Source organism: Salmonella sp. 741265116_PST, assembly GCF_046567715.1.
Classification (GTDB): Bacteria; Pseudomonadota; Gammaproteobacteria; order Enterobacterales; family Enterobacteriaceae; genus Salmonella; species Salmonella enterica.
In genome coordinates this window covers 1-18,918 of sequence record NZ_JBKFPH010000041.1, presented here as the reverse complement: position 1 = coordinate 18,918, position 18,918 = coordinate 1, and the positions used below count along the sequence as shown (strand labels likewise).

At 47.3% G+C, this 18,918-nt stretch carries 21 protein-coding genes, 2 tRNA genes and 1 pseudogene; 7 read left to right on the top strand and 17 right to left on the bottom strand.

Features of this window, described 5'->3' with window-relative positions:
• Positions 1 to 199 precede the first annotated feature (199 nt).
• The 6 genes from ACLD11_RS19965 to ACLD11_RS19940 all read right to left on the bottom strand — a co-directional run bounded on the left by ACLD11_RS19965 (position 200) and on the right by ACLD11_RS19940 (position 3,921).
• Positions 200 to 1,048: a MerR family transcriptional regulator gene (locus tag ACLD11_RS19965; protein WP_183059733.1), complete on the bottom strand. Its 849-nt coding sequence runs from the start codon at positions 1,046 to 1,048 to the stop codon at positions 200 to 202.
• Positions 1,049 to 1,116: 68 nt separating this feature from the next.
• On the bottom strand, positions 1,117 to 1,710 hold the full coding sequence (locus ACLD11_RS19960; RefSeq protein ID WP_411012397.1) for a helix-turn-helix domain-containing protein: 594 nt from the start codon (positions 1,708 to 1,710) through the stop codon (positions 1,117 to 1,119).
• Positions 1,711 to 1,854: 144 nt separating this feature from the next.
• Positions 1,855 to 2,643: a cryptic aminoglycoside nucleotidyltransferase ANT(3'')/ANT(9) gene (aadA, locus tag ACLD11_RS19955; protein WP_411012388.1), complete on the bottom strand. Its 789-nt coding sequence runs from the start codon at positions 2,641 to 2,643 to the stop codon at positions 1,855 to 1,857.
• Positions 2,644 to 2,751: 108 nt separating this feature from the next.
• Positions 2,752 to 3,399, bottom strand: a complete 648-nt coding sequence (gene zinT / locus ACLD11_RS19950) for a metal-binding protein ZinT (RefSeq protein WP_411012396.1) — start codon at positions 3,397 to 3,399, stop codon at positions 2,752 to 2,754.
• A 110-nt stretch (positions 3,400 to 3,509) separates the two neighbouring features.
• Positions 3,510 to 3,586, bottom strand: a tRNA-Arg gene (locus ACLD11_RS19945).
• An 8-nt stretch (positions 3,587 to 3,594) separates the two neighbouring features.
• The gene (locus tag ACLD11_RS19940; protein ID WP_183059734.1) at positions 3,595 to 3,921 is read right to left on the bottom strand and encodes a four-helix bundle copper-binding protein; all 327 of its coding nucleotides are present in this window, start codon (positions 3,919 to 3,921) and stop codon (positions 3,595 to 3,597) included.
• Positions 3,922 to 4,114: 193 nt separating this feature from the next.
• Between ACLD11_RS19940 and ACLD11_RS19935 the strand changes: the two genes are divergently transcribed.
• Entirely contained in the window at positions 4,115 to 5,248 is a 1,134-nt protein-coding gene (locus tag ACLD11_RS19935; protein WP_411015285.1) for a mechanosensitive ion channel family protein, read from the top strand.
• An 81-nt stretch (positions 5,249 to 5,329) separates the two neighbouring features.
• Here the strand turns inward: ACLD11_RS19935 and ACLD11_RS19930 are convergent, their stop codons facing one another.
• The 5 genes from ACLD11_RS19930 to ACLD11_RS19910 are packed head-to-tail and all read right to left on the bottom strand — an operon-like array spanning position 5,330 to position 10,115.
• The gene (locus tag ACLD11_RS19930; RefSeq protein WP_000947455.1) at positions 5,330 to 5,920 is read right to left on the bottom strand and encodes an ABC transporter ATP-binding protein; all 591 of its coding nucleotides are present in this window, start codon (positions 5,918 to 5,920) and stop codon (positions 5,330 to 5,332) included.
• A complete protein-coding gene (locus tag ACLD11_RS19925) occupies positions 5,914 to 6,711 on the bottom strand; it encodes an ATP-binding cassette domain-containing protein (protein WP_076935141.1) in 798 nt (265 codons plus the stop codon). The genes ACLD11_RS19930 and ACLD11_RS19925 overlap by 7 nt, the downstream gene beginning before the upstream one ends.
• A complete protein-coding gene (locus ACLD11_RS19920) occupies positions 6,705 to 7,517 on the bottom strand; it encodes an ABC transporter permease (RefSeq protein ID WP_411015284.1) in 813 nt (270 codons plus the stop codon). Before ACLD11_RS19920 ends, ACLD11_RS19925 begins: the two co-directional genes overlap by 7 nt.
• Positions 7,507 to 8,481 carry an ABC transporter permease gene (locus tag ACLD11_RS19915; RefSeq protein ID WP_001520270.1) on the bottom strand — a complete coding sequence of 325 codons (975 nt, stop codon included), beginning with the start codon at positions 8,479 to 8,481 and terminating at the stop codon, positions 7,507 to 7,509. The genes ACLD11_RS19920 and ACLD11_RS19915 overlap by 11 nt, the downstream gene beginning before the upstream one ends.
• Positions 8,481 to 10,115: an ABC transporter substrate-binding protein gene (locus ACLD11_RS19910; RefSeq protein ID WP_411015287.1), complete on the bottom strand. Its 1,635-nt coding sequence runs from the start codon at positions 10,113 to 10,115 to the stop codon at positions 8,481 to 8,483. Before ACLD11_RS19910 ends, ACLD11_RS19915 begins: the two co-directional genes overlap by 1 nt.
• A 681-nt stretch (positions 10,116 to 10,796) precedes the next feature.
• Between ACLD11_RS19910 and ACLD11_RS19905 the strand changes: the two genes are divergently transcribed.
• Both ACLD11_RS19905 and ACLD11_RS19900 read left to right on the top strand, forming a co-directional pair.
• A complete protein-coding gene (locus ACLD11_RS19905) occupies positions 10,797 to 11,111 on the top strand; it encodes a TRL-like family protein (RefSeq protein WP_000182479.1) in 315 nt (104 codons plus the stop codon).
• Between the two features lie 148 nt (positions 11,112 to 11,259).
• On the top strand, positions 11,260 to 11,790 hold the full coding sequence (locus ACLD11_RS19900) for a cytochrome b (protein WP_000929974.1): 531 nt from the start codon (positions 11,260 to 11,262) through the stop codon (positions 11,788 to 11,790).
• An 82-nt stretch (positions 11,791 to 11,872) separates the two neighbouring features.
• Here the strand turns inward: ACLD11_RS19900 and ACLD11_RS19895 are convergent, their stop codons facing one another.
• From ACLD11_RS19895 to ACLD11_RS19880, 4 genes are all read right to left on the bottom strand, one after another.
• Positions 11,873 to 12,916: a sialidase family protein gene (locus ACLD11_RS19895; protein WP_411015283.1), complete on the bottom strand. Its 1,044-nt coding sequence runs from the start codon at positions 12,914 to 12,916 to the stop codon at positions 11,873 to 11,875.
• 338 nt (positions 12,917 to 13,254) lie between these two features.
• Positions 13,255 to 13,722 (bottom strand): Hsp20 family protein, encoded by a 468-nt coding sequence (locus tag ACLD11_RS19890; RefSeq protein WP_001218117.1) that lies wholly within the window; start codon positions 13,720 to 13,722, stop codon positions 13,255 to 13,257.
• 196 nt (positions 13,723 to 13,918) lie between these two features.
• A complete protein-coding gene (locus tag ACLD11_RS19885) occupies positions 13,919 to 14,146 on the bottom strand; it encodes a hypothetical protein (RefSeq protein WP_411015282.1) in 228 nt (75 codons plus the stop codon).
• Positions 14,147 to 14,345: 199 nt separating this feature from the next.
• Positions 14,346 to 14,471 (bottom strand): hypothetical protein, encoded by a 126-nt coding sequence (locus tag ACLD11_RS19880; RefSeq protein WP_000758944.1) that lies wholly within the window; start codon positions 14,469 to 14,471, stop codon positions 14,346 to 14,348.
• A 377-nt stretch (positions 14,472 to 14,848) separates the two neighbouring features.
• Here ACLD11_RS19880 and ACLD11_RS19875 point away from each other — a divergent pair, with 377 nt between their 5' ends.
• Positions 14,849 to 15,193 (top strand): c-type lysozyme inhibitor, encoded by a 345-nt coding sequence (locus ACLD11_RS19875; RefSeq protein ID WP_183059740.1) that lies wholly within the window; start codon positions 14,849 to 14,851, stop codon positions 15,191 to 15,193.
• Between the two features lie 755 nt (positions 15,194 to 15,948).
• On the opposite strand, the gene ACLD11_RS19870 is transcribed toward ACLD11_RS19875, so the two are convergent.
• Both ACLD11_RS19870 and pagC read right to left on the bottom strand, forming a co-directional pair.
• A tRNA-Arg gene (locus tag ACLD11_RS19870) sits at positions 15,949 to 16,025 on the bottom strand.
• A gap of 391 nt (positions 16,026 to 16,416) precedes the next feature.
• Complete coding sequence (pagC, locus tag ACLD11_RS19865) at positions 16,417 to 16,974, bottom strand: virulence membrane protein PagC (RefSeq protein ID WP_411015281.1); 558 nt, start codon at positions 16,972 to 16,974, stop codon at positions 16,417 to 16,419.
• A gap of 767 nt (positions 16,975 to 17,741) precedes the next feature.
• On the opposite strand from pagC, the gene pagD reads away from it, so the two are divergent.
• From pagD to ACLD11_RS19850, 3 genes and pseudogenes are all read left to right on the top strand, one after another.
• Complete coding sequence (pagD, locus tag ACLD11_RS19860; protein WP_183059742.1) at positions 17,742 to 18,005, top strand: virulence protein PagD; 264 nt, start codon at positions 17,742 to 17,744, stop codon at positions 18,003 to 18,005.
• A gap of 132 nt (positions 18,006 to 18,137) precedes the next feature.
• Positions 18,138 to 18,350, top strand: coding sequence for a cold shock-like protein CspF (gene cspF, locus ACLD11_RS19855; protein ID WP_001537306.1), 213 nt, complete (start codon positions 18,138 to 18,140; stop codon positions 18,348 to 18,350).
• Positions 18,351 to 18,768: 418 nt separating this feature from the next.
• Positions 18,769 to 18,858, top strand: a pseudogene (locus tag ACLD11_RS19850) (lipoprotein EnvE); the annotation flags it as partial.
• Positions 18,859 to 18,918: the final 60 nt, after the last annotated feature.

Genomic DNA, 18,918 nt, shown 5'->3' with positions numbered 1-18,918 from the left:
GAGCATAGATAACGATGTGACTGGGGTGAACGACAAATCTGCCGGGAGCAGATTTGAACGTCGCGTGCGACGGCCCGTCAGGGCGAGGCCCATGGATGGGCCGAGTAATCCGTAGCCAACACATAAGCAACTTGAAGTATGAAGGATATAAACAAGGGAGGGGGTTACTCCTCCCCTGTTCGTTAATAATGCAGATGCCTCAACGTGCGGTGCCTGATTTTTCGTAGCCGTTTGCATGGAGTTGCGGTGCAACATGCTGCATGCTTTCTGGCATCTCATGCTGCCGGTATACGGCTGGCAGTAATGTTAAGCCTGAGCCATTTTTCACATGAAGACTAAATTTACCCGATTCTTTTAAAGCCTGAATAAGATTTTCCTGCGCGGGAGTTAATGTCTCATCATGCCACAAAACAATATGCTCGAAAGACGTTGATAAAAGATCGGGCATCGGCGCCTGCCAGGGGATGACTTCAACTCGCATACCTTCACTACAATATTTAATCGTTTCCAGCCATAGCTCAATGGGGTCGTTCAGCGAAAACGCCGCAATAAGCATTGTGCCTGCTGGCGCCTTTCGTACGCTACTTAGCTGGAACGTGGCGTATTCAATAATCGCAGTATCCAGTAATGCCTTTTCAAATCGGCGTGCATCATCATCGCCTGCGGACAACCACAGCCGTAAAGGACGCAGTATTGACTCAATTACGATACACGGCGGAATTTCCCGACCATAACGCCAGAGTAATTTTCGCAATTTGGCGGGTTCGAATTTTCTACACTGCGCTAAAATCTCTTCCTGGTAGAATAACCATCCCGAGCGGCAATGCGTTTCTTCACCATAGAGGGCAGGTTTAATCTCTTTTAATGAGAAGCCTTTGCTTAACGCGTCGATAATATGCTGTATTCTGATAGCATCTTCTATGCAATAAAAACGATTGCCAGCTTCATCTTTGGTAGGTTGAAGCAGGCCATAGCGTTCCCAGGACCTGATATTTGCTGTTGTGACACCACACTGCGCCGCCATTGCGCTAATACTAAAAGTAGCCATGCCTGTCTGGCCTCATGATGATGTAAGAAAGCATAGTGAACCTAAACGCCATCAGAAGCAAATCATTATTAAGCAATGACCTTACTATTTACACGGGAAATTACATTATCGACATTATTTATTGTCAGCCAGTGCGTAAAGGCTTTAGAGACGGACAGTATTTGATAGTCCAGAACTGTTCTACAACCTAATTTAGTCAGAACATGGTAGCGTACTGAGTAAATAGTTTTTAAATGTACATTCAGCTCACAGCTTATTTGTCGGATATCCATTCCTTTAACAAGCATCGCCAAAACATTTCTTTCATTCGCCGTTAATCTGACCTTCTCTGACTTGGGAAAAAATTGACCAGCAGCGGCCAAAATCAGTAATTCACGCCACTCAGCAATAGAGGCATCGACCTTTATTCGATATATGGCATGATGTTCATCAATAAAGTTATATTCATTATGGGTAACAATTCCAATGAGTACCGTTTTAAATGTGGAAGTAATATACTGCTGTACGGTGTAGTAATCATCGATATCAAAAATAATATAATTTACGTTACCAACTATTATTGCGACGTCCTTAAATAAGGACTCCAGACCATAATTAAGAAACAGGTTTTCGCTCAATAGTCTTGTATCTGTCTTTAAAACAGATGATGCGGAACCAGTCATATCCACCTCAACAAAACGAGAGCCATGTGGGAATATCCATTCGATGGCCCGCATAAGATCATCTGCTTACTTCAGCGATGATAACCCATTAAGTAGTAGTTGAAGAACGCCGTTTGCGCAATCTGACAGACGTCCTGGGGCATCTTATGTGAACTGCGTGGGGATGTGCGTTTTGGCAAAAACCACAAAGCGTACGACCGCAGGCAGCAAAATATGCCAGTCCTGTTGCTCCAGACCTAAATATTCACGCTGCGCCGCACGCAACGTGGCAGCATAATCTTCTGGCAACTGAGGTAACAGCCAGTCAGCCGCCGCATCCTTAGAGGTAAATCTCCCGGTAGAAAGGGTGTACCAGATACGCGCCAGGGTTAAAACGATATGATACTCATCTCCCTGCACATCTGCCGTGGATTGCCAAAGGCCGAGGGGATAACGCAAGGCCTTCAGCAACTGCGCCGCAGGGGCTGGCGTGAACAGCCGTTCCGCGCGTTCTCCCTTTAGCGGTATACTGGTTTTCAGAATTTGGGTTATCAGTAACACCATGTCCCAGTCCTGTTGCGCTGGTTCATAAATCCCCTGACAAATGTCCTCTCTTAGCCACTCGCCAAATTGCATTTCCCTGGAAGGTGGAAAACACCAGGGAACTAGCTGCGAATAAAGCACGACAGTGACCTCCAGAGCGCGTTTTTCTGCCGACGCCCCCGGCGGCGATGAAAGCGCCAGCAATTCCTGCATCAGCGTTGCGCGTTGGGTCTCCGTCAGCGGCTGGCATATTGTCACCAGCAGATCAATGTCGCTGTTTGGCTTCAGACCGCCCGCGACAGCGGAACCATATAAATGAATAGCACGCAACGTATCGCCTGTGACACGAGTAATCAGGCGACACGCCGCTTCCGTTTGGCATTGAATCGAGGGCGGTATGGACAGCGTCATCGTTGCTCCAGGGGCGCAGGTATTTTTTATATTGATTGCCAGAAATATGGCATAACGGCAGAAAAAAAGCTCGCTATTCATAGCGAGCTTTTAACATTGCAATCAGACTTAATGATGTAGCATTTCGTCAACGACCTCATTCGCCTTTAACTGATAAGGATAATAGGTAGGCCAGTTTTCCATCTCTTGCAACAATGCCTGTTGCGAGGTATTTCCCATAAAGATATGGAAGTGCACCGATTTGCGCGGGGCAATGATATGATCGCTAAACTGAACATATTTAGGCGCTTTGCTGTTCGCATCTTTACATTCGAACAGATAGCGCACCCCTTTTTTACCCGATGCGTAAGTCAGAATTTTATAGCCGGCATAATTGTATTTACAGGATGCAACGTTATTGTCGCGATGGAATTCTATAACGCCATTTTCAATGCCGATAGTCTCAACATTCGTCGCGTATCCTTTGCGATAATACGCTTTAATATCCTCAAACGTTTTCTCCGGGTCTTTCTTCGCCTTTTGCCTGAAGACAGGGTCCAGCTCGCCGCTGACCAGATAAGGATAGACGGATTGCCACATACCATCCCAGTCGGTGAGCGCGCGATCGCGTACATTAGCGTCATCAAACACGCCCGCTGCCGCTTTTTGCTCAACCTCCGTCATCGGCGCGCCATGAGCATGATGACCATGCGCGAAGGCAGGACTATTTACCAACAGCACTCCCAGAAGCATTGTCAGTTTTTTTAAATGAATCACCAAAACGTTACCCTCATCTTTCTTAGAAAGATGATTGTTATATTATAACATTACCTTTATTTCAACAGAAACTCAGCGGCCACCGCGCAGGTGGCCTTTTTGACGTCAACTGGTCCGCCATCGAGGAATTGAACCCCGAACCTTAGAGGTAGAAGCTCTATGCTCTATCCGGTTGAGCTAATGGCGGGAGAAAAATTACGCGGCCATTTTAAGGCAGGCGTCTGCGCACTGGCTGCACGCCCGCGCACAGTTCTGGCAATGATCGTGATCGTGCCTTGCACACTCTTCGGCGCAGGCTTTGCAGATATCCGCGCACAGGCGGCATAATTTTTGTGAGTACTCGCTTTCCAATGCCATAAATTGCGCCGCCAGGCGACAAATGGCCGCACATTGCATATCTAACTGGATGCAATGCTTCATCATTTCGACGTTATCTTCACGCAGACAAGAAGAGGCGCAGATATCACACGCCGCCGCGCATTCATAACACTGCTCAATACACTCACGATGTTTCTGTTGCATAAATGACTCCTTATTTTATTAAGAGGAGTAGATAAGTCTGCACAGAAACGCCGGGATAGCCAAACGGCTACCCCACTTTTTCATACTTTTTGAACAAAAGTGCTGAATAAAACAGCAATAGTAAAGCCGGAAATCGGCCTCCGTGAGGTGACGTCTATACTGTAATGTTCATCTGCTTTTCATCGGAGGTAAAATGGAGTATTTAGCACGACTAAATATCGTTGCGGTGCTGATGTCAACGACGTTCTGGATCAATCTGGCGGTTGTTTTTTTCGTCACCCTCATTACTTACTGGCTCATCAACTGGCTACTTAATGTGGTCTATAAAACGCTACAACGCCCGGATAAAAAGGATGATGCTCATGGGCGGCTGCGGCCTATTGTTTTCGAGATGCTGAAAAAGACCAGTAAGATGCTAATCTTTTTTGCCGCATTTCTCTTTAGCCTGCGCTTTGTCGCCCTGCCCGACCGGTTATTCTCTACCCTCTCTCACGCCTGGTTTTTAGTGGTTGCGATTCAAATGGCGATTTGGCTTGATCAGGGCGTACAGTCATGGATGCGTCATTTACTGTATGCCCCAGGCTCCAATAAAAACCCGGTGACGTTAGTCATTCTTGGTATGATTTTGCGCGTGCTCGTCTGGTCTATGATGCTGCTCTCCATCCTGGCGAACGTCGGCGTAGATATTACCGCACTGGTAGCAAGCCTCGGCGTGGGCGGTATTGCTATTGCCCTGGCGGTACAAACCGTTCTGAGCGATGTCTTCGCTTCGCTGTCGATTGGTTTCGATAAGCCCTTCGAAATCGACGATTTCGTCGTCTTTAATGATGTAGCCGGTACGATTGAACATATCGGTTTGAAAACCACTCGCATCCGTAGCCTCAGCGGCGAACAGATCGTTTGTGCGAACGCGCAATTGTTGCAGCAAACCATACACAACTATAAGCGGATGCAAACGCGTCGTATCGTGTTTACTTTTGGCGTCGCCACTGCGACACCGCCGGAAAAGTTACGCCTCATCGGCGATATGGTGAAAAAGATTATTACCGATGTCGGCGAAACACAATTCGACCGCGCCCATCTACTGGCCTTTGGTCAGGATCGGCTGACCTATGAGGTGGTGCATATCGTCAATACCGCGGATTACAATAAATACATGGATATTCAGCAAGAGATAAATATCCGTATTATTGAAAAACTCATTGAGAATGATATCGAACTGGCGCTGCCTAGTCTGGTTGTCAGAGCCCCTGTACAGGTTGAAGAGACCAGGGACTACAGTAATACCGCTGATGCAAAAAACGCAGATAAACACGTCATGCAGTAAAATCTCTGCCGACAATACCGGGAACCCATGGGTTCCCGGTGCGTTAACGGCGACACGGCAATGCGGAGAAACGACTTGCGGCTATTCCACCTGTAAATGGCGGGTACAGACTTGATCAAGTAGCGCAGACTGATGACTAATCACCAACATCCCTAATGAACGGCTGCGGCACACCTCAAGCACGTATACCCATATCGCTTTTTGAATAGACGGATCGAGTTGCGCCGTCATTTCGTCGGCAATCAGAAAACGCGTTCGCGGGTCAAGCGCGCGCAGTATCGCAATACGCGCCAACTCCCCGCCTGAGAGCTGCATTGGCCGACGCGTCAGCCACTCGGGCTGCACATGCAAACGCCTCAACGTTTCCGGGTCAGGCTGCCAGGCATCACGCACAGCGTCTCCGGCGCTTCGCCAGGGATTAAACGTCAGTTCAGGATGCTGGGGGACAAGCTGTACCGGGCAATACTGATGCAGGGGTAACGGGCTACCGTCCAGCAGAACGTCGCCCGCCGTCGGCTTTTGCCATCCGGCCAGGACGCGTCCCAACGTTGTTTTCCCCGTTCCGCTTGGCGCATGAATTCCTACCCGTTCACCGGCAGAAATCGTAAACGTCAGGTTCTGCCATAAGACTTTCCCGCCCTGGCGAATAACGAGGTCGCGGCAGCTCAGCATTCTATTCCCTCTCCGGTCGGCATAAATAACGGGTTTAGTTCAGGCAATGCTTGCCATTGCCGTTTTAACGGCTCACTCATCTCTTCCGGCTGTAATCGTTCACGGCGGATATTGTCCGTGATATAACCCTGATGCAGCGCCACAATGCGATCGGCATACCGCGCCGCCAGCAGCAGGTCATGAGTCACCCACAGCACGCCGCATCCCCGCTCGCAGAGACCTCGCAAGTGCTCAAGCAACTGGTTTGCCAGTGCCGTATCAAGCCAGGCGGTGATCTCATCCGCGAGGATATAACGTGCCTGGCTGAGCGAGGCGTGGCAAGCCAGAATACGTTTAGCCATCCCGCCGGAGAGCTGGCGGGGAAAGCGTTCCAGGACTGTCGGTTCAAGATCGCTTTGCTGTAATAGCTGTACCATCTGCGTCTCATCCCAGGCGCGTCCGGTCAGATGACATGCTCTGCTCAAATGTTTTCTGATATTCAGCATGGGATTAAGCGCCTGTACCCCCTGCGGCACGTAGCTAAACGTATTGCCCCTAAGCTGCCTGATGGTATGTCTGTCCAGCCGGTTGCCATCAAGCGTAATCTCCCCCCGAAAGCGTAAGTTTTCCGGCAGCAGATCGAGCAGGCATTGCAGCAACAGACTTTTGCCCTCCCCGCTGCCGCCAACCAATGCCACCATTTCGCCGGGCGCGATATCAAAAGAGACATTCTGTAATAACGGCGACCAGCGTCTTGCGCCATACCAGCGATAACGCGCGCTCTCCAGCGTAACCTGTTGTAAACTCAGCATACGTCACTCCTTAGCCACAGCCGCTGAATGGCGCGCGCAAACTGATCGAAGAGCATCACCAGCGTGAATAACATTAGGCCGGGAAACAGCACCAGCCACCAGTTTCCATGGCTAATAAACCGTAACGCATCCGCCAGCAACAGCCCCAGCGAAGGCTCATGCGGCGCCAGCCCAAACCCCAGAAAACTTAACGCCGCGCTGTGCAATACCGCATGAGGAAACATCAATAACGTTCCCGTCAACCATTGCGGCAATAGCGCCGGAAAATAGTGATATCGCCAGCAATAAAGGTGTCCATGCCCCAGACGACAGGTCAATGTCAGGTAGTCACTCTGCGCTACCCGCTCCGCGTCGGCGCGCAGAATCAGCGCCAGACGGGGCCAGTGCGTTAACGCCACGGCCGCAATGACGCCGCTTTTACCGCCGCCGAGCGTAAAACAGATAAGGATCAGCAAAAGTAAATGCGGCATGGCGAGCATGGCATCGGTTATCAGCCGCATCAGGAGGTCCAGCCGGGGATGAATGCGCGCCGCTGCCGCCATCACTAACGCGATAACGCCGCTGCACAGCGCAGCGCCAACGCCAATTTGTAAACTGGTGAAGGCCCCCTGAAAGCAACGAAGCCATACATCACGCCCCAGATTATCGGTGCCAAACCAGTGCTGGATATCAGGCGACAGATGCCGGGCAAGCAGATTAACCTCTGGCGGCTGGCTCAACGTGGCATAACCGTATCCGGCAATAAACAGCAGACAGGTAACGGAGAGGATCAGACGAAACAACGTCGGGGCAGGATTATAGAGCATCGGGACGCTCCAGCGATCGATTAAGCACCACCACAAGCCAGGCTGAAATCGTATTTCCGGCAAACACTAATAGCGTACAGAATAAAACGATCCCCATGAGTAGCGGGACATCACCACGCAGGCCGGCATCGATAGTGGCCTGTCCCAGCCCCGGATACGCAAAGACTTTTTCTGCCAGTAACGCCCCCCCCATCAGTTCGCCCAGAGAAGCAAACTGTAAGCAGAGCGCTGGGGTAATCGCATGACGTAACACCTGGTGACGTAACAGCGACCATCCTTTATCCCCCTGAGCGCGCGCAAAACGAATAAATTCGCTCTTCATTACGCTGGCTATTTTTTCTCGCGTATGCAGCGCAATTTGCCCCATGCCCAACAGACTTAACGCACATACCGGCAACACAAGATGGCGTAAACGTTCCGATAAAAGAGCTGTTCCTGCATTATTTCCGGGGTCCCAGGCGCAACAAACAGGTAATACCGGCCAGCGGACGGCAAACAGCGCCAGCAACAGCATTGCTATCCAGAAAGTGGGCAACGATGACAATAAGTAGCTGATACGGCAAATCATCTTATCCGGCCAGCGGTGGAGAAAACGTCCGGCCAGAAAACCCAATGTCACGCCCAGCACACCAGACAATAGCCAGGCGCCTGCCAGCAGCGCGAATGACGTCGCAAAACGTTCCCGGATCACGCTGGCGACAGGCATGTTGAACAGCATGGAATACCCCATGTCTCCCTGGAGCAGACGCCAAAACCAGTGACCGAAACGCTCCCACAGCGGCTGGTCGAGCCCCCAGCGCGCCGCAATCCGCGCATATTGTTCTGGCGGAACATGGAGCAGATCGTTGCCAATATAAGCGCGGATAGGATCAACGGGCGAAAAGCTAAGCAAAATGAAGGTGCCGGCAGCCACCAGCACCAACAGAATAATCAGCCGCAAAAAATGACTGAAGAACAATTTCATCACCGACAGGTCCAGGTCCAGTCATCAAGATTGTTTAACACCGACCAGCTACCGTGGATTTCTGGCGCGCCTTTCCCCAGATCAATACAGGGGTTGGCCAGATAGGTATGCTGAATATTAAGCAGCCATGCCCATGCCGCATCGCCCTGGACGCCCGCGCCCTGCTTCCCATCCCACTCAACCTGCTGCCAGAAAGGAATCGCCTTTTGCCAGTCAGGCGCATCTATAGCCTGTTTCAGATGTGCTTCTACCGCAGGGTTGCTGTAATAGCCCGGGTTATAATATTCCACACCAGCGGCTTTCCCACTGTAGTGATGGAAGAGTTCCATCGGGTCCAGACTTCCCCAGCCAAACAGCGTAGGGTTAGCGTGCATATGGCGCTCTACGGTTTCCCAGCTTCCCGATTGCAACGAGACGACAATGCCTAAAGGCTGCAACATGGCGCGCACCGCCTCGGCCAGATCCCGCCGGGTGCTGTCGCCACTGGCATACCATAAGGTCAGACGCGCTTCTTTACCTGCTTTTTCACGCACGCCCGCACGGTTTATCTTCCAGCCAGCCTCTTCCAGGATGGCGCGCGCTTTTGCAATATCGCCATCGCTGAATACCACTGAAGGATTTTGCCACGGCAATCCTTGCACCGCGCTATAGGCGGGTATCGCATGGCCTTCCATCACCTGTTCCGCCAGTTGCTTACGATTAATGGCATAGTTAATTGCGCGTCTGATAGCGACATCAGCAGTCACATCGTTGCCGACAGGATAGCCGTTAGCATCCTTTTTACCGGCTGGCACCATCGGGAAGACAATGCCCCGGTTTTCAACGCTATCGCGTACCCAGAGTTTAAGATTATCCTGCTGCGGGGCCACCGCCATAGAAGGGGCAATGCGCACCAGTCCCAACTGTCCGCTGCGCGCGGCGGCATAAGCATTATCTTCATCCAGAAAGACAAAAACCAGCCGGTTAAAGTCATTCTTTTTACCCGCATACCAGGGATTAGCTTCAACGATCAGTTGCTGACCCGGCTGAAAGCTGACCAGTCGGTACGGACCGGCGCCTATCGGTTCGCGGGCGAACGTTTTTTCATCATAACGGCTGGCAGGAACAATCCCTAACGACCCGAGCACATTCACAAAGGTGCTCTGCGGATGGCTCAGCGTCATCTCAATTCGGCGCGCATCCAGCGCTCGCGCATGACTAAAGTTGCCCATGTCAATTTTACCGCCGCTCTTCGCCGCTTTGTTATATGTAAAAACGACATCTTCGGCAGTTAATGGCGAGCCATCGGAGAATTTCAGATCGGGTTTTAAGGTCAGTATCCAGGTTTTACCATCGGGGCTGGTGTCCACTTTTTCCGTCAGTAAATTACCCCAACTCATATCGGCGTTTTGCTTAAGCAACGGCGCATGAAGCAATAAGTAGCTGCCGTGGCTCCAGCCCAGCATAGGATCAAAGCCTTCCGTTGGCTCAGGGCCAATGGCCAGCTTCAGGGTACGACCGTCTACCGTGTCCGACGCGGCGAAAAGCGACGAAGTGAATACCAGAGTCAGCGCGCACGTCACGAGCGCCAGTTTGCCTTTAATCATCAATTTGTCCCAGATTATGCGTTGTTTTTGTTTCTCCCGGCGCAGCATAAACGTCGGGAGACCTCCTGAGGACGGCATTATGGCGAGCATTTGTAATGAAAAAATTGATGCAGAACAGAAAGTATGACGATCTTTTAAAAACATCATACACACAAACGTCGGGAGCGCCAACGTGGGCTAAAAGCCGCTTTTGACGGGGATAAAACGCAAGAGAAATGATGCCAGGAATATCGGGTTAATTAACGCCATCTTATTCTCTTATTTCCTTTCTATTCTGTATTACGTCTTCCCATCCGACGCTGTTCATTTTCTCAACGTTATTAGTTAGTGCAGAAACGTAAGAAGGTATCGTAATTAGCGCCTCCTGGCTTTAAACCTAAACCAATATTAAACGAACCGGGCGTTAATGAAACTTACCGGCAGAACGCCAGTCATATGGCAACCCGATGAAATGACATGCTATGGAGTCCAACCGAAAAATGTTAACGCCGCCAGGGCTCGTGATGATTTTTTTAGCCGTACTGTTCTCATTACTGACAGGATGCGCAAGTTATAAAAACATGGCGTGGGGAATATATCCGGCTTCAACGGATATTTGTCCATCAGGTACGACATCAACAGGAGGGTGCAAAGAGTAATATCGCATATTTAATATACACCACTTTTTAAATGACTGTCCGGACATTTTCGGACGGTAAGTTTTCTATTAATTTATAATGGACTAATCCCATGACAAATAAAAAACACATTTTTTCAATTATCTTTATTGGTTCTCTTTTAACGGGGTGTGCTACAGGACCATCACCGACAGGGATTGGCTTATATACGGATGTTAAAGGGCCAATTACTGCCACGAGTCTCCCGGCAACCAAAACCGGTAAAGCGTGTGCGCAAACGGTATTGGGTATTGTAAATACCGGCGACGCATCTATTGATTCAGCGAAAAAAGCGGGCGATATTTCTTTAGTGTCGAGTGTTGATTATGAAACTACGGGCTCATATCCGTTTTATGGTAAAACCTGTGTTGTCGTAAGAGGACAATAACAACAGTAAGCCGGCGATGCCGCCGGCTTTTTATCCCATTTTACGTGCCGCTATCTCTGTCTGTTCCTTGCGACTCAGCCCCCGCTTTAAGGTTCTGTTAAGATTTTACGCATACTCTACAAGCAGTTGTTAATAAAGGATAATAATAATGGCACATTTCTCAAGACTGCAAATAACGCTTCACTGGTTAACACTGCTCCTGACAGGCATCGCATATGCTGCTATTGAGTTACGGGGGTGGGCGCCAAAAGGCTCCAGCGTTTACCTGTTTATGAAAGACATGCACTATGACATGGGCGTTCTGGTCTGGGCGCTGATGTTTTTACGGTTATATCTTAAACACAAATACCCGGATCCGGTCATTACGCCTCCCCCTCCTCACTGGCAGCACGTAGCCGCTAAATTAATGCATATCGCGCTTTATCTCACTTTTCTCGCCTTACCGCTGCTGGGCGTCGCGATGATGGCGTCAGGCGGGAAAAGCTGGAGCTTTTTTGGTTTTACTGTACCGGTATTTTTGACGCCAGATAGCACCCTAAAATCGGATATAAAGCGTATTCATGAAATGCTGGCCAATATCGGCTATTTCCTGATTGCCATGCATGCAGCAGCGGCGTTGTTTCACCATTACATACAAAAAGACGATACATTTTCAAGGATGTTACCCGGTAAATCATGACTATTTCGGCCATCCCGGCGTGAGAGAGCACGCCGGGCAAGGCATTATTATTCCAGCGCTATCGGTTTCGACTGATAGCGCCTTATACCGTTTGTAATCGACAATATACGATATTTTTCCGGTTCCACGTGTAGGTAATATGTACGACGCCGCCCTCGCTAATAATAGCGGGATAAGAATACTCACCGCGGTCACTTTCCAGATCCAGTAGCGGTAGCCATGATTCGCCATTATCCTGGGAAGCAATCAGTGAAAGCGGATAGCGCTTTCCCCCGTTGCCGTTGACCGGATTTAACGCAAGAATCAGCGTACCGTCCTGCATACTAACCAGATCGATACCACTATTATTATTCGGTAAAGATGTCGCGCGGGCAACAGACCAGGTAGCGCCATAGTCGATTGAATCACTGCGAAAAATTGCCCCGCGTGTGCTTCGTAACAACATATGGATATGCCCCGGAGAAGACTCCCACAGCATAGGCTGAATAACGCCATCCCAGCGCAGTAGGTTTTCCAGACAACATTCCCACAACCTCCCCTTTTTTATACCATCCCACAACGCTACGTTTGTCCCGGAAATAGCGTTATCAGGCTCCAGCGGTACAAAAGAGATACTCCAGTGTTTTCCTTCGTCAGAGGATCGATCCACAAATGCCCTCCACCGTTCAGGACTTTCAATCGACCCTGGCGCAATCCAGGCGCCATTTGATGCCAGCAGGAGTTTATTTTTTACGGGACCGCGCGGCAAAATATCATCGTTAACCAACGGAGCTGGCGTACTCCAGGTAAATCCTCGATCGCTGGAGGTGATAAACCAGGTTTTCCACACGTGTACGTCGCTGCCTACTTTATAAAATAACCACAATTTATCCGACGGGTAAAATAACACCGGATTCCAGTGCGCTTCCCCCTCGCGTGCCGCCACTCGCTGCGGTGTTGTCCAGATATTATGTTCATAGCGAGATAGCCAGATGGCTGTATCTTCGCTTCCTTCGCGCAACCCCGCGAACCATGCGGCCACGAGCGTACCGCACGGTAAGCGAACAAGCGTAGGGGCATGGCACTGGAATGACTCGGTTCCGCTTTCCGGTAAAATGACCTGCCGATTGACGAGCGCTAATTTCATACCTGCCTCTATTAAATAAGGTAAAAAGCATCAGCTTTTTTACGTATTAAAGTAGTGTTAGCAGAAATAGCATCAACGCGGTGAAAACGATGAACCGCTATACGAATTTATGTTCAGATATCGCGCCCATAACAGGCAGAATGTCGAGAGTGGACAAAAATTGGACTGACCTCGCGGATAATTCCAACTTACCGCCGTCCAATGGCGACGAGGTCAGTGGCACGGGATAATATAGAGGTCAGGGCTATAATATTTAGCGATCTGTGCCTACAAGCATGACGGGATACTTTTCGCTACAGGCAATGAAGGCCCGTCTAAACGGGCCTTCATTAACGCGATTATGATTTGTGTTCAATCGCCTTTGGTTTGCTTTCTATGGCAATTTTTTTCGGTTTCTCGCTTTCAGGGATCTCCTGGTAAATCTCTACCAACAAGAGGCCCTGTTCCAGTTTCGCATTATTCACCTTAGCATGTTCAGGCAAAGAAAAACTCAACTGGAAATCCGCCTTACGAATACCACGATAAATCCAGTGCGTCTGATCCTCTACCGTATCTTCAGTGTGTTTACCCGTAATATTCAGGTTGCCGCCAACCGTTTCAATTTCAAGCTCTTCCTCTTTCCAGCCAGGAACGCTCACGGTAAGCAGATAGTTATTCGCATCGCGCTTTTGCAGATCGTAAGCTGGCGTTGCAGCGACTGGCGTATCTCCTGTTAATTGACTGAAAAGTCTATCAATACGGTTGAAACGGTCAGAGAAAAGAGAATCAGCAAACACGGGAAGTGCTGACAAGGTTCTGAGTGCCATCATTAACCTCCTGAATCACTATTCAAAAGTTCAACATCAAGGCAAGCATTGCTTGTCCACTGACTACTTAGGGACGGAAAAAACATTTTCAAGCCTATAAAAGCCTTTTTTAGTCACGAATTTAAGTGGTTAACGAAAAATCTCACCCCGTTCATTGCCATTTCCGCTGTCCCTTCATCTTTACAATTTTTCTTCATTAGCGCAATTGATAATGATTATCAATTGCATTAATGTATACAGGTTGGTTATGGCAGTGACCAACGCCCTTCTCCATTATCAAACCCAGCGCCGCCTTCGGGCGGCCTTTTGGGAGGAAATATGGTCGCCAAAAATAAAATTCACGGTCGTCGTATTCGTCAATCGCTGCAACAGTTACCTCATCGTTGTCTTTTCCAGCAACTGGCGGTAAACCCACCAGGAACAAAATATGTTTCAGTCACCGCTGAAACAAAAAACTGGCTTATTCATCTTGTGACTTCAGAGGGTCGTTAGCACGCGATAGTGGCTGTCCATGTTGTCGCTAAAATTTTAATGAAATGACATTTATACATCTACAATTTGCGCCCGGCTACTCCGGGCGCCATACCTGAAGATATGACACCCGTTGCCAACTGACAGGAATTTTAGTCATCGTCTCCGGCGTAGAAAAATTCGATATCTTTATTAAACCATTTATCAATGTTGTGCCACATCAGACAACCGGTCAGAAAACTTGCGATCAATATCCCTCCTATAAGCCACTTTTTCACATATACTCCTGAATAACCCCTGTTGATGTCATTATCTGATCGATAATAAAAAGACCATCATTTGAAGAAATAGTTTCACTGACAGATACCGTATGAAACGAGACAGTGAACAGTACCGTTTTCTTCGGTTTTTATGCCATAGTATTGAGCAGTGGTGACAATCATTTTCTATCGCGCCATAATGATTTGCAGCCTATAGTTTATGATTTTAAGATTTGTCTACTCATCACATATGTCAGTGATGGATAAATTATAATACGCTTTTCTGGCGCACTTTTCGTCAGTAAACAGGAATACTACAGCATTCATCGTATTGATGCCGCTTTATCTCCCGTTCTTCAGGGAATTAACGACAACTTTATGCACAAAGGATACTAATGATGAAACGTAAATTGATCCCATTTGCCCTCTTTCTCGCTGCGCTTAGCGCCAGTACCACCTCTATAGCAGCTTCGCAGGAGATTTCTAAATCTATATACACCTGTAATGATAACCAGGTTATGGAGGTGATTTACGTCAACACTGAGGCTGGAAACGCCTATGCGATTATCAGTCAGGTAAATGAGATGATCCCGATGCGGTTAATGAAAATGGCCTCAGGAGCAAATTACGAAGCCATAGACAAAAATTATACTTATAAACTTTATACCAAAGGCAATACGGCTGAACTGGTGGAAGGTGATGATAACCCTGTTCTCAGCAACTGTTCCTTAGCTAACTAACCTTCAGAAATGCCTTAAGGCTCATCAGGCATTTTCACTTCAACCTTCCTGTAACGTAACGTTAAAGAATATGTGAATCACTACCGTAGTATAATGGCTAATTAGTAACCACTTTTAAACATGGTTAATCCTATTTTTAAAGAAAAGTTCGAACTGTCTGAATTGTCGTTGTTTAGTGTTTAAATGTTTTGCTTTACTAAGTGGCCCAGGTAGAATTCGCAGCGGCTGGTAACCATTCATATTCGCACTATTGAACGATTATCAGCCAACCGCGCCAGGGTCTTGCATACGCTCTGGCGCGGTTAAATCCTCAGGCCATAAACGAAATCACTGGTTTCTGCTATTGCTCATATTTTTCAAGTTAACCTGCATTATGCTTGCCCATCTGATGTAAAAAAACACCGATCTGAACCATAGGGTATGAATTTCGTTTTATAAAAAATTGCGGTGCCGGGTGCCTCCCGGTGAACCATACCACAGTCAATATGGTTCGCGAGGAACATTAACTATTTTGACTGGACGCCCCGCCGCAAAGGGGGATTCACCGCATAAGAAAAATCTACAACTCACCAGTAATAAAAGACAATAACATTTTTGTGCATTTTTTATAAATGACTATCTTGTCACGTAATAAATGAAATTATTCTGTAACAGAATTGCCAGACAATACTTATTCAAAACTGAAGTGGTCAGTGGGAATCGAACCCACATCATCAGCCTGACACTGAGGTAATAACATTATACGATAACCACATTGGACCGCCACCGAGGCCTCGAACCTCGCACCATCAACTTAGGAGGTTGATGCTCTATCCAGCTGAGCTAGTGGCGGCTGGGGACTTCTGCCAGGCGCAAAAAAGGTGCTCTCCTGGATAAGATACATACCTTGCTACTTTTCAGTAGTCGTTCAACGGCAGGTACAATATGCGAAGGCGGTCACAAAATCTTGATGACATTGTGATTAATTCCAGGAAAATTTTTCAGAGTGAATCTTGTGAGATCTGGCGTTATTTACACCATACCTTCCTTCCTGCTGATCACCTACCTGAGCAACCTTGATTGCTTACCACAATCACTTATCTGTGCTTGTGCTGGTAAGATGTTATATGCAGCGTCACTATAACAAAGAGAGAAAAGACAGGCAGGTACGTGTTAATAGTAAAGAAGCCTTGTTTTATTGACTGGCGGTGCGGAAGGCGAACCTTCCGCATAGCTCATGCGTTTCAGAAACGGTATCCAACCCCGACGTTGAAGCCGTTTATTTTTGTAGAGGAGATGTTGCTTCCTTCATACCCAACATCGACGACGATATTCTCTAGCGGATTCATCTGTACACCCGCGCCCCAGGCAAATCCCGTCTTCCTTGAGGAAATTTTGTTAGAAAAAGAATCGCCATCCTGAGTGGCATGTTCTTTAAACGTCGCCTTTACCGTGCCGACACCTGCCAGCGCGTATAACGAAAAATTGTTAGACAATCGATAGGCTGGCCCAACCATTAAAGAGCCGTACTTCACCTCGAACTTGTCATGGTAATAGATACCTTCAGGCTCAATAGACCCGGAGTCCTGGCTGTCTCCATATAAGTAACTTAGCGAGGAAATAAAACTTACCGGAGAGTCATCCTCATAACGGTATTTCACATTTACTCCTCGGATATTTTTGAAATTCTGAACTTTACTTTGTGCATACCCCACGGAAAAGGCGTTAGTATCAGCCTGTGCAGCATTTACAACCAAAACGCTTGTAATAATAACTAAAGTGGATAAAATAATCTTTTTCATAACAACTCCCTAATACTACTTCTTATTTACGGTGTGTTTAAACACCTGCAGTACCGATCCGGCATTCAGTTATCGCCACTATGCCGAATCGACATAACCAGGAATAATTCACCGCTATCGCTCCTGATGCGTTTACTTCCTGAAAGATATTTTTACTACCGAAGTTCTCTATCGCTCCTTAAGATAACCGGTTCTACAATGTCATCTAACTTTTATAGATTTGAATGCTAATTTTTCTCACGCATATATATTTAACAGAAACTATAAAGTATTTAGTCACTATAGAACAATCAACTCGCCGCACGACATTTTGATATTTAAAGGAAAATTTCACAACATATTAAGAGATTTGACGCCGATCGACTAAAAACATGTCATTAAGTAAACTCGCCATATAACCAGAACATAACGCATTGTGCTTCAATGCCACCGCAGGCACCGTAAACATATTCACCATGATGCTCAGCACGCATTATTTCCACTCCGATTTAATTTTTTAATATGGCTATCAACTACAACATCTCTTGTTATAAGAATAGAATCAATACCACAATTCCAACATAAATCTCACCTGTGTTGAGAGAGAGTTTACATTCCAGAAAAATAATAACGGACGCAAATATTGAAAACCCGATAAAAAAGTCTATTTCTCTATAAAACCCATTATTATTAAGAATGGTTAACTCTTCGTTGAATAAAAAATGCCAATGACGCTCCATAATTCTGGAGATGAACTTCACAAGTCATTGCGTATAACAGGAGGTACTATGAAACATCATGCTTTTATGCTTTGCTCATTACTTATTCTTTCATTCCATGTTTTGGCCAGTTCAGGCCATTATCCTGGTTTACAACAGGCATCATGGGAAATTTTTATCTACGATTTTGGTAGTAAAACCCCGCAACCACCTACAAATACCGATAAAAAGCAAGCCAGGCAGATTAGTTCACCGTTCTGCCCGACGACAAAACCCATGATGTCCGCACCAATCAACGACGCCATGAAAGGGAATACTTTCTCCAGAACATAATGTTATTTATCTACCATGGTGCCGAACGACTACTTTTTAGCCATCCGGAAATCTTGATTGCCATCAAATATAGCTGGTATTATTTTTCCTGACGTGTATAGTGCGCCTCGTTATCCCCTTTAAGGAATTTGCTTGTCTCGTAAAATGACAGGTATTGTCAAAACCTTTGATTGTAAGAGCGGTAAAGGTCTCATCACCCCCTCCGATGGACGCAAAGATGTTCAGGTCCACATTTCAGCATGTCGCCAACACGAAACAGAAGCGCTTATCCCCGGTATACGCGTTGAGTTTTGTCGTATTAATGGCCTCCGCGGACCTACCGCCGCCAACGTTTATCTTTCATAATTCGTCACTCTGCATTTTTTTCAGAAAAATTTAGCGAGTCCGTATACCTCCGCAGTCTGCTATGAGGCTTTGCCTGAAAGGCCGCTGAATGTTTTCAGTGACGGAAATCTAAAGGATTTATTTTGCTAATGACTCCTGTGACCTCTTTTATCATATATCGGGTGACAGTCCCCTTCTCACTTTGTTTAACGTGAAGAAATGTACAGTCGTTTTTCACTGTGATAGCATCTAATATTACAAAAGTATTTAACGCTATATACCCAGCGTCACAGGAGTCGCTGACTGCGTGCATTTAATCGAAGTGTTTATGTGATTCTATCGGAATTATCTCTATTGCCGCCTCAATGCTACGTCATATCCAGTGGGTATAAATCGCCAATATAGTTATAACACTATTTATTTTTAGGGTAATAATTGAATGACTTTGCTTTCAGGAAAAACCACACTGGTTCTCTGCCTCTCCTCTATTTTATGTGGATGTACGACGAACGGCTTACCCGCACCTTATATACCCAAAATAATTCGAGTTGCTTAAAGGCGGCAAGGGAGTGAGTCCCCAGGAGCATAG